The organism is Tardiphaga sp. 619_E2_N8_4, assembly GCF_051810905.1.
GTDB classification, from domain to species: domain Bacteria; phylum Pseudomonadota; class Alphaproteobacteria; order Rhizobiales; family Xanthobacteraceae; genus Tardiphaga; species Tardiphaga robiniae.
In genome coordinates, this window is sequence record NZ_JBPWQJ010000001.1 from 5,581,777 (window position 1) to 5,595,362 (window position 13,586).

Below are 13,586 nucleotides of genomic sequence, written 5' to 3' on the forward strand. Positions count from 1 at the left end.
CGTTAACCCTTTGCTAACCATACACACGGCAAAAATTGCCGAGTGGAGTCGCGTCTCGTCAGCTGACCGGGGGAATGCCCGTGGATGCCAGTGCGGTGCCTCACTTGCGGATCGGCGGCCCTTCGGCCGCCGCGCAGACGTTCGGCAGTCGCGAACGACATTCGCGCGGGGAAGCGGCATCGATGACGGATTTGATCGCGGGTCAGGGCCTCGGAGCACCCAAGAGCGGCGGTTTCGACTTCGCAAGCATCAGGACGAACGTCTTGCGCGGCGATATCGGCCTCGCATTCGGCGTTCTGATCATCCTTGTCGTCCTGATCATGCCGCTGCCAGCGATCGTGATGGATCTGTTCCTCGCGATCTCGATCACCATGTCGGTGTTGATCCTGATGACGGCGCTGTTCACCCAGACGCCGCTGGAATTCTCGTCGTTCCCGACCGTGCTGCTGATCTCGACCATGTTGCGGCTGTCGCTGAACCTGGCCTCGACCCGCCTGATCCTGTCGCATGGCCACGAAGGCACCGCCGCCGCCGGCCACGTCATCGAGGCGTTCGGCAATTTCGTGATGGGTGGCAATTTCGTCATCGGCATCGTCGTGTTCGCTATCCTGGTGATCGTGAACTTCATCGTCATCACCAAGGGTTCGGGCCGTATCGCCGAAGTCGCGGCACGCTTCCAGCTGGACTCGATGCCCGGCAAGCAGATGGCGATCGACGCCGATCTGTCGGCTGGCCTGATCGACGAGGCCACCGCCAAGGCGCGCCGCAAGGATCTCGAAGACGAAAGCGGCTTCTTCGGCGCCATGGACGGTGCTTCCAAGTTCGTCCGCGGCGATGCCATTGCCGGCCTGCTCATCACCGCCATCAACGTCATTGGCGGGATCATCATCGGCGTCGCGCAGCAGGGCCTGTCGTTCTCGGAAGCCGGCCGCACCTATACGCTGCTGACCGTCGGCGACGGCTTGGTCACCCAGGTTCCGGCGCTGATCGTCTCGACCGCCGCAGGCCTGCTCGTCTCGAAGGCGGGCATTACCGGCGCCGCCGACAAGACGCTGATCAAGCAATTCTCCGGCTATCCGCAGGCGCTGGGCATGTCGGCCGGCGTCATGCTGACGCTGGCGCTGCTGCCGGGCATTCCGATGCTGCCGTTCCTCGCGCTCGGCGGCGGCGCAGCCTATCTCGCTGTCACCGCCAACAAGCGCAACAAGATCGCCCGCGCGGAAGTCGCGCATCAGGCCGCAGCACCCGCCGCCGCCGCAGCAGCACAAGCTGCCGCCGCGGACGAGCCGATCTCCGCGTCGCTGAAGATCGACGACCTCAAGATCGAGCTGGGCTACGCGCTGCTGCCACTGGTCAATGGCCCGGACGGCACCGATCGCCTCACCGAGCAGATCAAGGCGCTGCGCAAGTCGCTCGCTGTCGAAATGGGTTTCGTGATGCCGTCGGTCAGAATCCTGGACAACGTGCAGCTCGAAGCCAACACCTACATCATCAAGATCAAGGAAGTGGACGCCGGCACCGGCCGCATCTGGCCGAACCAGTTCATGGTCATGGATCCCGGTGGTAATCAGGTCAACGTCCCGGGCATTCACACGACAGAGCCGACCTTCGGCCTGCCCGCGACCTGGGTCGATGCCGGCCTGAAGGAAGAAGCTTCGCTCAAGGGCTACACCGTGGTCGATGCCGCCACCGTCTTGTCGACGCATCTGACAGAGCTGCTGAAGGGCAATATGTCGGATCTCTTGTCCTACGGCGAAGTGCAGAAGCTCCTGAAGGACCTGCCGAAAGAACAAGGCGAACTGGTCAAGGATATCGTCCCGTCGCTCATCACCGTGTCGGGCATCCAGCGCGTGCTGCAATTGCTGCTCACCGAACGTATTTCGGTGCGCGATCTCTCGACCATCCTCGAAGGCATTGCCGACGCCCTCGCCTTCTCGCGCAACCCATCGACCATCGTCGAGCATGTACGTGCGCGCCTCGCGCGACAGATCTGCGCGCAGAACACGTCCTACAACGGCTACCTACCGCTCATCGCACTGTCGGCGCAGTGGGAGCAGGCCTTCGCGGAATCGATCATCGGCACCGGCGAAGAACGCAGCCTCGCGATGCAGCCATCGAAGCTGTCGGAGTTCATGACCACCGTGCGCGATCGTTTCGAACAGGCCGCGCGCGAAGGCGAAGCGCCGGTGCTGGTCACCTCGGCCTCGATCCGGCCGTTCGTGCGCTCGCTGGTGGAACGGTTCCGCGCACAAACCACCGTGCTGTCCCAGGCGGAAATCCACCCCCGTGCGCGCCTGAAGACCGTCGGAAGCGTCTGATTCGGCGGCAAGAGGCTAGCAACCTTGCCCGAAACCGATGTAAATTCGTCACAGACAAGAGATTTGCCAGAATGTCGCATCCCGAGGCCATTTCGGGGTGACGGCACGAATCACTCTCAACGCTCTGATAATAAATAATAATTTATGAATTTCAGGGCCAAGCCGGATGCTTCAATCTCGCCGGATCACGTCTTATCACTGCCTTGTGATCGACTATTTGGAACGGAACGACCCAACACCACGTTTCCTATGCGTGATGAGTTGAACCTGCCGACGCGGACACGACACAAACGGTCGTAGGCAGAGTAAGACGGCAGGGAGCGTTTCCAATGAACCACTCGATTTACAGCGCGGATCGCATGACCCACCTCAAGGTGGTGATCGTTGCTCTGGTCGCCGGTATCTTCGTGGCAGGCTTCGGAATCTCGGCCCGCATGAATGCTGACGAAGGCTACAGCCAGACCGCCAGCGCTCGTGTGATCAAAGCAGGCCAGCCGGTTGCTGTCACCACTTCGAACGCCAGCATGGTCCGCTAAGGAATTCAGGAATTCGCGTGGCGATGTCCCCCAAGGTCGTCAGGTGAATACATAGAAGCTCCACTTCCCCCCGAGTGGACTTCTGAATGGAAAACGCCCGCTCCCCACGGGCGTTTTTCTTTTGTGGGGTGCTTTCTTGCTTCTCCCTCAAGCAGCGCAGCTGCGCAGTGGAGGGATACTCTGCGCGCCAGCGCGCCATCACAGATTCAAATTTCAAACAGCCACGCTCTCGCAGTCTCGCGGCTCAATGAGCCCGAGTTGTGCGGATAGTCTCCCCTCGAAACATGAGGGGTGGCGGCGCGCCGTGAGGCGCAAAGGGTGGTTTTATCGCGATCCGCTCCACCGGAACGCCGGCAAGCTGCAACCGCGCAACGCCTCACGGCGCACCACCGCGGCGATTTCTGTCCCCGGGACCGCTCTTCCGGGCAAAGGCGCAGAGCTCCGCACTCCGCTGATCCCGACGGTTTCCCGCCGTTCACCAATGCCACGTCCAGCCAGCATGAGTGGCAGACCCCCGTAGTGGGGCCGGACGGTGACCCAAGGCCTCCCGAGTGCGCGGGGTACGTCACCCCACACCCGCAGGCGCCGCATCCCTGTTCCACTTCAAGACGCCTCATGAAGCGCCCCTCGCGAACCGGATGAGCGGAGGATAATCCTGCTGGGGATATTGTCAAGAACAATAGGAAAAAATGTTTAAAGCCTTCCTCTTCCCATTGTCATTCCGGGGCGCGGCCGGCACTTTGCCGGACGCAAACCCTGAATCTCGACATGTTCAGCGCAAAACATGTCGGGATTCCGGGTTCACGTGCGCGAAGGCGCGCCCGCGCCCCGGAATGACAGTGGGAGCAACACACATCGAGATTCCACGTCACTCCCCACGGAGTGACTGAGGTTCGCACTTCAGCGACTGCGCCGCTTTCATGCGCCCCGGAATGACGACTGTGGGACCAATGCCGGATGACAAGAGAGCCAAACGATCACCGTGCCGGCGGCACCGTTTCGATCAGCTTGCCGGTGAAAACGATCGGGCCGGTGGCTGCACCGGTCGGCGAACCGCCTTCCGGCTCCACGGTCACGGCATAGGTGGCCTGATTGACGACATCGGGATCATAGGCAGCGAGTGCAGCGCGCGATGTGAAGTCGTTGCTGCCGATCACGCCGAGCGAACGCGGGCGTTGCAGCTTGTCGGACACAATCCAGAGCTCGTAGCTTTTGCCGGCCTGCGGTTCGGCGCCAACCTTGCGCACTGTAAAGTTTTTGGTCGCCGCATCGACAGTGAGGATGAATGCGGGTGACGCAGCGTCGGTCTGCAGCAAGGCGACGTATTGCGACTGAGCTGCTGCGGGCGGCGCGACCGGCGCTGGCGCCTGCACCACCTGTTGCGCGGCCTTCGGGCGTAAACCTGCCGGCAGCAATTCGGGGCGATAGGCCTGCACGGCAATCAACGCAACAAGCATGGCGGCAATCGCGGTCATGCCGGTGGCGACACCGCGCCAGCGTTTTGCCTGGACCGAGAAATCAATCACGTTCGAACGATCGAGCGTCGAACGATCGAGCGCAGGCTGCTCAGCGACGACCGCCGCTGCAGCGACCGGCTGCGGCGCTTCCGGATGCACGATCGTTTCTTGCGTACCGGCCAGACCGATCGCAACGCGGATTTTCTCCCAGACTTCGGGACGCGGCTCGACAAGGCCGACCATCTGATTCAAAACGCCGAGCTTGCGCTCCCACGCCTCGACCACAGCGGCAAAATCCTTGTCGACGGACATCATGGTCTCGACCTGCACGCGCTCTTCGGCACTGAGCGTGCCAAGCGCATATTCCGCGGCAAGCGCGATATGGTCTTCGCTATAGGCCATCATGTCAGTCCCAGACACTCCCGGATGTCCATCATACTGCGGCGCAGCCACGTCTTTACTGTATTGACCGGCGCTTCGAACTTCGTCGCGAGTTGTTCGCGGCTCCAGCCATTGTAGTAAGCAAGCAGCACCAGTTTCTGCCGGTCCGGCTCAAGCCGGCCCACGCACTCCAACAAGCGCTTCAATTCTTCGGTCATTTCCTGACGCGCGAGCGGGTCAGGTGTATCGGCTGCCACTTCCATTGCAGCCGGCTCTTCCTCGATAGACGTTTCGCTTCTCTTGCGAACGACATCGATAGCCCGGTTACGAGCGATCGACGCCATCCACGTGATCGGCGAGGCAACACCGGGATTGAATTGCCCGGCGCTGTTCCAGATCTTGACATAGGCCTCCTGGATGACTTCCTCGGCGAGATCCTGTCTGCGCAAGATACGGATCACGACGCCAAAGAGTTTCGCGCGCGTCGCTGCATAGAGTCGCTCGAAGGCGACTTCATCCCCCTTGGCAACTGCGGCAAGAAGCCAGACCAGTTCAGCCGGCGTCAGCATTACGTCTCCCCAACCTCAATATACCTTTCGCCTTACGGAGGTGCCGCCCGGCGGTATTCCCTGTCGTAACATAGATTATAGCAAGCGGGCCATGTCGCTGTTTATGCTGTGGATAGACCACAAACAGCAAACCCGGACCTCGCGGCCCGGGCTTGATGACGTCAATCTTTGAGGCTCGTTGGCTCGCCGCTTCTGCGGATCAGGCCACTGCGCCGATGCGGGCACGCATCAGGCCAATGCTGTCGAGGTCGGCCTGTTCGCGTGCGTTCTCTTCGTCGCGTGCACGGGCCTGGTCGCGCTCGTCGAGCAGTTCGACCTTCTTGAGTTCTTCGAAAGCTTCACTCAGCAATGCCTTCGCGTCTTCGAGCTGCACGCGCAGCTCATCGGCCGAACGTGTCAGGTTCTCGCGACGTTGAATCGCAGCCTTCGCATAGGTGGGATAGGCAAAGTGAGTGGGATCCTGAATACCGGCGCGATCCTGTTCGGTCTGGATCTCGCGCTCGAGATCGACCGACATGCGCTGGAAATCCGCGATCATGCCTTCGATCTGATTGACCCGGCGGCGCTTCTCATCGACCTGGAACTTCTTCAGGCGGATCAGGGTGTCACGTGACTTCATCGACTCATACTCCCCAGAAGTCCCAGTCTCAACGCGGGACACAACCGGACAACCGCAAGGGGCTGACCGGCCGAAATTCTTCTCTGAGGGTCATGATGGCCTGACAAAGTTAGCGTTCCGTTTCCAAACCACCAACGATTTGTTGCAGTTGCTGATAGCCTTGGGCCAGTCCGCAGACTTCGTCCTTCCGTTGCCGCAGGAATGCCTCAAGCGGCTCATGGAGCCGGATCGCCTCGTCCACTTCCGGACTGGAACCGGCGCGATAGGCACCCAGCCGGATCAGCTCTTCCATATCCGAATAGGTCGCCATGATCTGCCGGGCCCGCGTGATCGTCGGCAAATAGGCAGGATCGCAGGACCGCGGCATGGTTCGCGACACCGACTTCAGGATATTGATAGCAGGATAGCGGCCACGCTCGGCGATACCGCGTTGCATCACGATATGGCCATCGAGAATGCCGCGCACGGCGTCAGCAACGGGTTCGTTGTGATCGTCGCCGTCGACCAGCACCGTGAAGATACCGGTGATCGAGCCTTCATCGGTGCCCGGCCCTGCCCGCTCCAGCAGTTTCGGCAGTTCGGTGAACACCGTCGGCGTATAGCCTTTCGCGGTCGGCGGCTCGCCGACGGACAGACCGATCTCACGCTGCGCCATGGCGAAACGCGTGACCGAGTCCATCATGCACATGACGTCCTTGCCCTCGTCGCGGAAGAATTCCGAGATCGACAGCGTCAGATAGGCCGCCTGGCGCCGCATCAGTGCCGGCTCGTCCGAAGTCGCCACGACCACGACAGCGCGTGCGAGACCTTCTTCGCCCAAGTCCTCCTGCAAGAACTCCTGCACTTCACGGCCACGTTCGCCGATCAGGCCGATGACCGACACGTCGGCATCAACATTGCGCGCCAGCATGGACAGCAGCACCGACTTGCCGACGCCGGAGCCCGCAAAGATGCCCATGCGTTGGCCGCGGCAGCAGGTCAGGAAGGTATTGAGCGAGCGCACCCCGAGATCGAGCGGCGCGCCGACGCGTTTGCGAGAATGCGCCGGCGGCGGAGACGCGCGATACGGCATCGGTGCCGGACCCTGCAGCAACGGCCCCTTGCCGTCGATCGGCTCGCCCATGGCGTTCACGACGCGGCCGAGCCAGGCGATCGAGGGCCGCACCTGGCTGGCGGCATTGGCGATCACCGCCCGGCAGCCGCGACGTACGCCTTCCAGTCCGGCAAAGGGCATCACCACGGCGTTGTCGCCACTGAAACCAATCACCTCGGCAGGGATGGAACGGCTGGTGCCGGTCTCGATGGTAATGCGGGCACCGACCGACATCGCGTGGATCGGCCCGGCCACCTCAACCATTAACCCGCGAACACCGACCACCCGGCCGTAAATATTGACGCCATCGAGGTCAGTAATCTGTTCCGCAAGGGCTTTCATTGCAAAACCCTTAAGTTTCGCTTCATTGCCGGCTCGGCCTTAACCCCGTGTTTACCCGCATCGTTAATCATTACGTCACTGTCTTGGATGACTGAGAGCATTCGCGCCATCAGAATGAAGGGGCGAGTCGATGGAGTCGGTTAGGTCCGGCTCTTAATGTGGAGCTTGAGCGGGTACGGGTACAAAAAGAGTCTTTGCTGCAACATCTTATGGCGATTCGACAAAAATTGCACGATTAGAGCTTGCGCTGAAGAATCAGGTTTTGTTAACCATATCCAGTCAGGATCCGAATCAGTTGTTCGTAGGCGTTTTTTGGTGCCGCAAGTATGGCGGCCGACCTGACGCCCGGAGCGGCGACTAAAGGGGACTGGCATGCGCGTTTTGCTAATTGAAGATGATAGCGCCGTTGCGCAGTCGATTGAGCTGATGCTCAAATCCGAGAGTTTCAACGTCTATACGACGGATCTCGGAGAAGAGGGCGTCGATCTCGGCAAGCTCTACGACTACGATATTATCCTGCTCGATCTCAATCTGCCGGACATGTCCGGTTACGATGTGCTCAAGCAGCTGCGGGTGTCCAAGATCAAGACCCCGATCCTCATTCTCTCGGGCCTCGCCGGCATCGAGGACAAGGTCAAGGGTCTCGGCGTCGGCGCCGACGACTACATGACCAAGCCCTTCCACAAGGACGAGCTGGTTGCCCGCATTCATGCGATCGTGCGCCGCTCCAAGGGCCACGCCCAGTCGGTCATCCAGACCGGCGACCTGGTGGTCAATCTCGATACCAAGACGGTGGAAGTCGGCGGTCAGCGCGTCCATCTGACGGGCAAGGAATACCAGATGCTGGAGCTGCTCTCGCTCCGCAAGGGCACCACCCTCACCAAGGAAATGTTCCTCAACCACCTCTATGGCGGTATGGACGAGCCCGAACTGAAAATCATCGACGTTTTCATCTGCAAGCTGCGCAAGAAGCTGGCGAACGCTTCCGAAGGCCGCAACTTCATCGAAACCGTCTGGGGCCGTGGCTATGTGCTCCGCGAGCCGCACGAAGAAGAGATCCGCATCCCGGCCTGAGTTTCAAGCCGGCTTAAGCGTCACTCCCCGAAAGTTCTCACGAAACCCCGCCGAAAGGCGGGGTTTTTGTTTGCGTGGATGAACCCACCCTTTGCTTACAGCGACGAATGCCATAGGCGAATACCAAGCGATCATGTTTGGCGCACATTTCGGGGGCGGAATGGTTCTGCAATCTCTGGTCGGGCTGCCGGCCTTTCTGGTCTATTTCTGCACCGGCATTGTCGCCGTGATGCTCTACCTGTTCGTCTATCTGCGCGTCACCGCACATGACGAGTTCGCACTGATCCGCAAGGATTGCGCGCCGGCTGCGATCGCACTCGGGCTCAGCCTGCTCGGCTTCGTGCTGCCGGTGGCCAGCGCGATCGTCCACTCCGCCAATGTCATCGATTGTCTGATCTGGGCGATCATCGCACTGATCGTGCAGATCGCCGTCTATTTCATTCTCCGCATTCCGGTGCCGCAATTGTCGGATCGCATAGCCAATGGCGAGATGGCCCCGGCCCTCTGGCTCGGCCTCGCCTCTCTTGCCGCCGGCGTGCTGAACGCGGCCTCCATGGTGTATTCGCCATGACCAGCGAGCCCGCGAAGAACTTCGGCAAGCGCCAACCCGTGCAGCCAATGCATGAGGAAGCCCCGTCGCGCAAACGCTCCAACCACGTGGCGCTCTTGCTCATGGGCACCATGGCCTTGGGCGGCGGCGCTTATGCGCTGATGCCGAGCGAACATTGCGACCCAAACCGCGCGGCCATCGCCGGCCAGCAGCAGGAGTGTCAGCAGCGCAGTTCATCGTCATCCTCCGGCGGCCATGGCTATTCAGGGGGCAGCAGCAGTTCTTCGGGACGCAGCAACTTCGCCAGCACCGGATCATCATCCAGCGGCGGATATGACAGCTCGTCATCCAGCAGCAGCCACGTAACCCATGGTGGCTTCGGCTCCTTCGCCTCGCATTTCTCCGGCGGCGGCTAGTCTCTCATGCAGCGCATCGCATGTTCCGAGCGTGACGATTGGCAGGCCACCGCGGCCGCGACGGGCTTCGTATTTCATACCGAGGCAGGCGACCGCTATTGGGACGAGCGCGCCTACTACGCCTTCACGCTGGATGAGATCGAGCGTCAGATCGAGGCTCCGACTGCCGAACTCAACGCGATGTGCCGCGAGCTGGTGAGCCGTGCGGTCAAGGATGAGCGCTATCTGCGGCTGCTGAAGATCCCGCAGGCCTACTGGACCTTCATCGCCGCAAGCTGGCAACGGAGCGATCCCAGCCTCTACGGCCGCTTCGATTTCCAGTTCGACGGCAAAGGTCCGGCAAAGCTGCTCGAATACAATGCGGACACGCCAACCTCACTGTTCGAGGCCGCGGTGTTTCAATGGACCTGGCTCGAACAGGCGATCGAGCGCCAGATCATCCCGAAGCGGGCCGATCAATACAACTCGCTGCATGAGCGGCTCATCGAGGCCTGGCGCAAGATCGGCACCGACAAAGCCATTCATCTCGCAGCCGCCATGGACAATGCCGAGGACCGCGGCACAGTACAGTATCTGGCCGATGTCGCGCAGCAAGGCGGCCTCACACCGGCACTGATCGACATCAAGGACATCGGTTATGCCGACAGCGGGCACTTCGTCGATCTCAAGGACCAGCCGATCGACCTGATGTTCAAGCTTTATCCGTGGGAGTGGATGTTCCGCGAGGCGTTCGGCGGCCGTCTGAAAGGCGCATCGACGCGCTGGATCGAGCCACCGTGGAAAGCCATTCTGTCCAACAAGGGCATCCTGCCGCTGCTATGGGCGATGTTTCCGAACCACCCGAACCTGCTGCCGGCCTATTTCGACGATGATGCTGCAGCCGCTGAGCTCGGCACATCCTATGTGCGCAAGCCGCTCTATTCGCGCGAAGGCGCCAATGTCACGCTGGTGAGCGGCGGCAACGCCATCGATGCGCAGCCCGGTCCCTATGGCGAAGAAGGCTTCATCCGGCAGATGCTGATGCCGCTGCCGAACTTTGCGGATCAGTATCCGGTGCTGGGCAGCTGGCTGGTCGATGAGGTGCCATGCGGGCTCTCGATCCGCGAGGATGAGAATCCGATCACCGGCAACATGTCACGCTTTATTCCGCACGCGATCCTGTGACGGCGCTCAGCGTGCCGGCGAAGCAGCGGCCTTCAGACCCACAGGCGTCATGCTCGGCACGATCGACGGTGCGGCACGGACGACGTTCGGACGGTACAGGCCACGCTTGTCGGCATGCGGCTTGAACGCGTCGGTCAGACCGACAACGGTCTCTGCGGCGCCCAGCGCCAGGAAGCCATCGGGCTCCGTGCACTTGGCAAGGCGGCCAAAGATCTGCGTCTTCATCTCCTGATCGAAATAGATCAGCACGTTGCGACAGAAGACGATGTCGAACTTGCCCATGCTGGAGAAGTCCTGCAGCAGATTGAGCGGCTTGTACTGGATCATCGACCGGATCTCCGGATTGATCTGCCACATCTCGCCGGTCTGCTTGAAGTATTTGACCAGCAGCTGGATCGGCAATCCGCGCTGCACTTCGAACTGGGTGTAGATGCCCGACTTCGACTTCTCGAGCACCTGCTGCGAGATATCGGTGCCGATGATCTCGATCCGCCATCCGGCGAGCTGGGCACTCATTTCCTTGATGGTCATCGCGATCGAATACGGCTCCTGACCGGTGGACGCGGCCGCACACCAGATCCGCAGGCTCTTGCGGGCGGCACGTGCCTGGATCATCTCCGGCAGCACGACGTCGCGCAGATGGTCGAATGGAAGCTTGTCGCGGAAGAAGAAGGTCTCGTTGGTGGTCATCGCCTCGACCACGTCGGACGCAACCGTGGAGGAGCCGTTCTTGATCTTCTGGACCAGCTCTTCAATGCCCGACAGGTTGGCCTTGCGTGCGAGCGGCATCAGCCGGCTTTCGACCAGATACTGCTTGTCAGCAGACAGATCGAGACCCGAGCGCTCCTTCAGGAACTTGCGCAGGAAATCATAGTCTGCCGGTGTCATGACCGATCTCCCGAGAAAAGACGAACCACTTTCGAACCGATTTGATTGAGCGGCAGGATAGCCGAGCAGATGCCCGCATTGGCGGCAGCGCCGGGCATACCCCACACCACGCTCGATGCTTCGTCCTGCGCGATGACATTGCCGCCAGCCGCGACGATATCCTTGCCGCCGCGCATGCCGTCCGAACCCATGCCTGTCAACACGACGGCGAGAATGGCGCCGTGCCAGACGTCGATGGCAGACGTGAACAGCGGATCGACAGCAGGCTTGCAGAAATTCACCGGCGGACCGTCATCGAGCGCGATGGCGATGTTGGCACCCTGTTTGACGGCGCGCATATGCTTGCCGCCTGGCGCAAGGTAGATCTGACCGGCCTTGACGATTTCGCCATCGACACCTTCGCGAGCCGGACGCTTGCTGGCGCGCGCAAGATGTTCGGCAAGAATGGTCGTAAAGGTCGGCGGCATATGCTGCGTGATCAGAACGGGCACCTTGTCGATCACGGCGCCGATTTCGGCAACCAGCGTCATCAGGGCCTGCGGACCACCAGTGGACGAACCGATCAGCAGCGCGCGTGGCATCGTGGCGCTGAAAGGACGCTTCACGAGCTGCGCCTGCGCGGCGACTGATGTCACGGACTTGAAAGACGGTGCAGCCTCACGCGCCGCGGGAGCTGGCACGATCGACGGCGTCGTCGCCGACTTCAGGCGGCGAACCTTCGCGCCAAGATGACGGATCTTCTGCAACAGGTCGTGCTTGAAGATGTCGGCTGCGGAAATCTCCCGGGTGCTCTCCGGTTTCGGAATGTAGTCGGCGGCGCCGAGCGACATCGCCTTGAAGCTGATCTCCGCGTTGCGGCGGGTCAGCGTCGACGCCATGATGATAATGAGATTCCGCTTCTTCGCCAGCAGCTGCGGCAGCGCCGAAATGCCATCGAGCTCCGGCATTTCAATATCGAGAATCGCAACGTCGGGATTGATGCGCTCGATCTGGTTGACGGCATCGAGACCAGTGCGAAGCGACGCCGCGACGGCCATGTCAGGCTCGGCCTCGATCCAGCGCGAGATCAGGCCTCGAATGACGACGGAGTCGTCCACCACCATGACTCGCAGTGGCTCATACCGCGAATCGACAACAGGAGGACTTATCACATCAACACTCATGAACTCACCGGACGCAACACAACGCGACAAATGCACTGACAAAACAAATGCACAAACAAAAAGGCGGGCGCCGGAAATGGAATACGCAATTCCGGCGTAGAACTTAGATCAGGCCGACTTCCTGAAACTTCGCCGACACGATTTCCTTGTCGAACGGTTTCATGATGTATTCGTTCGCGCCGGCATGCAGCGCGCGCGCGATGTGGGCCACATCGTTTTCGGTCGTGCAGAACACGACTTTTGGAACGTCACCGCCAGGCATGCGGCGCAGGTTACGCAGGAACTCGTAGCCATCCATCACCGGCATGTTCCAATCAAGCAGAACAGCGTCCGGCAGGTTCTGCTTGCAGATTTCGAGCGCTTTCTCGCCGTCTTCAGCTTCGGTAATCTCGAAATCGAGACCTTCGAGAATCCGACGGGCGACCTTACGGATGACACTGGAGTCATCGACAACCAGACATGTCTTCATGTGAGCCTCATTTTCACCGCGGACAAAATTGTCCAAGTGCTGGTCTTAGGCGGCCAGCTTGTCAGGCGAGATTTCAAGGATGCGATCAACGTCGAGTACGACCATCAGTTGCCCATCGAGACGATGGACGCCATCGGCCATCTTGGCCATGCGCGGATCCAGATTGACCGGATTCACCTCACGGCTCTCATCGGCGAGCTTCAGGACTTCACCGATCGAATCGATCAGCAGGCCATAAGATTCACCGCGGAGATCGACGCCCACAGCCATCGGCGGCTTGCCGTCATCGTTCTTCGGCAGGCCAAGGCGCGAACGCATGTCGATCGCGGTCACAATTCGACCGCGCAGATTGAGCACGCCGGCGACGTCGCTGGAGGACAGCGGCACGCGGGTCAGGCGCTCGGGCATGAACACGTCCTGCACGCGCGAGATCGGCATGCCGAACAGCTGTCCACCGATCATGGTGGTCACGTATTCGGTGATCGCGCCGTCAGCGCTCGGAGCCTTGGTGGTGGTGGTGGTCGTAGTGGTGGTGGTCATTGCGATT

Annotated in this window: 14 protein-coding genes; 6 read left to right on the forward strand and 8 right to left on the reverse strand. The window is 60.8% G+C overall.

All coding sequences use genetic code 11. The features are described from left to right. Positions 1-80 precede the first annotated feature (80 nt). Both flhA and AB8A23_RS26620 read left to right on the forward strand, forming a co-directional pair. Positions 81-2,318, forward strand: a complete 2,238-nt coding sequence (flhA, locus tag AB8A23_RS26615) for a flagellar biosynthesis protein FlhA (protein ID WP_439057605.1) — start codon at positions 81-83, stop codon at positions 2,316-2,318. 329 nt (positions 2,319-2,647) lie between these two features. Next, a complete protein-coding gene (locus tag AB8A23_RS26620; protein WP_068737106.1) occupies positions 2,648-2,854 on the forward strand; it encodes a hypothetical protein in 207 nt (68 codons plus the stop codon). Between the two features lie 977 nt (positions 2,855-3,831). Here the strand turns inward: AB8A23_RS26620 and AB8A23_RS26625 are convergent. The 4 genes from AB8A23_RS26625 to fliI form a co-directional block, all read right to left on the reverse strand. Beyond that, a complete protein-coding gene (locus AB8A23_RS26625) occupies positions 3,832-4,713 on the reverse strand; it encodes an anti-sigma factor (RefSeq protein ID WP_439060447.1) in 882 nt (293 codons plus the stop codon). Continuing rightward, on the reverse strand, positions 4,713-5,261 hold the full coding sequence (locus AB8A23_RS26630; protein WP_093760972.1) for a sigma-70 family RNA polymerase sigma factor: 549 nt from the start codon (positions 5,259-5,261) through the stop codon (positions 4,713-4,715). The genes AB8A23_RS26625 and AB8A23_RS26630 overlap by 1 nt, the downstream gene beginning before the upstream one ends. A 199-nt stretch (positions 5,262-5,460) precedes the next feature. Beyond that, positions 5,461-5,880 (reverse strand): flagellar export protein FliJ, encoded by a 420-nt coding sequence (fliJ, locus tag AB8A23_RS26635; RefSeq protein WP_068737112.1) that lies wholly within the window; start codon positions 5,878-5,880, stop codon positions 5,461-5,463. Between the two features lie 109 nt (positions 5,881-5,989). Then, a complete protein-coding gene (gene fliI / locus AB8A23_RS26640) occupies positions 5,990-7,315 on the reverse strand; it encodes a flagellar protein export ATPase FliI (protein WP_089267515.1) in 1,326 nt (441 codons plus the stop codon). A gap of 372 nt (positions 7,316-7,687) precedes the next feature. Between fliI and ctrA the strand changes: the two genes are divergently transcribed. From ctrA to AB8A23_RS26660, 4 genes are all read left to right on the forward strand, one after another. Further along, positions 7,688-8,389 (forward strand): response regulator transcription factor CtrA, encoded by a 702-nt coding sequence (gene ctrA / locus AB8A23_RS26645; protein ID WP_068737116.1) that lies wholly within the window; start codon positions 7,688-7,690, stop codon positions 8,387-8,389. Between the two features lie 160 nt (positions 8,390-8,549). After that, complete coding sequence (locus AB8A23_RS26650; RefSeq protein ID WP_089267516.1) at positions 8,550-8,960, forward strand: DUF350 domain-containing protein; 411 nt, start codon at positions 8,550-8,552, stop codon at positions 8,958-8,960. Further along, positions 8,957-9,355 (forward strand): hypothetical protein, encoded by a 399-nt coding sequence (locus AB8A23_RS26655; RefSeq protein ID WP_320447348.1) that lies wholly within the window; start codon positions 8,957-8,959, stop codon positions 9,353-9,355. Before AB8A23_RS26650 ends, AB8A23_RS26655 begins: the two co-directional genes overlap by 4 nt. A gap of 6 nt (positions 9,356-9,361) precedes the next feature. Continuing rightward, a complete protein-coding gene (locus AB8A23_RS26660) occupies positions 9,362-10,519 on the forward strand; it encodes a glutathionylspermidine synthase family protein (protein ID WP_439057604.1) in 1,158 nt (385 codons plus the stop codon). A 6-nt stretch (positions 10,520-10,525) separates the two neighbouring features. On the opposite strand, the gene AB8A23_RS26665 is transcribed toward AB8A23_RS26660, so the two are convergent. The 4 genes from AB8A23_RS26665 to AB8A23_RS26680 form a co-directional block, all read right to left on the reverse strand. Next, positions 10,526-11,407 carry a CheR family methyltransferase gene (locus AB8A23_RS26665; RefSeq protein ID WP_309946814.1) on the reverse strand — a complete coding sequence of 294 codons (882 nt, stop codon included), beginning with the start codon at positions 11,405-11,407 and terminating at the stop codon, positions 10,526-10,528. Beyond that, entirely contained in the window at positions 11,404-12,570 is a 1,167-nt protein-coding gene (locus AB8A23_RS26670) for a protein-glutamate methylesterase/protein-glutamine glutaminase (protein WP_093760980.1), read from the reverse strand. The genes AB8A23_RS26665 and AB8A23_RS26670 overlap by 4 nt, the downstream gene beginning before the upstream one ends. A 103-nt stretch (positions 12,571-12,673) precedes the next feature. After that, the gene (locus AB8A23_RS26675) at positions 12,674-13,039 is read right to left on the reverse strand and encodes a response regulator (RefSeq protein ID WP_068737128.1); all 366 of its coding nucleotides are present in this window, start codon (positions 13,037-13,039) and stop codon (positions 12,674-12,676) included. A 45-nt stretch (positions 13,040-13,084) separates the two neighbouring features. Beyond that, entirely contained in the window at positions 13,085-13,579 is a 495-nt protein-coding gene (locus tag AB8A23_RS26680) for a chemotaxis protein CheW (protein ID WP_093760982.1), read from the reverse strand. Positions 13,580-13,586: the final 7 nt, after the last annotated feature.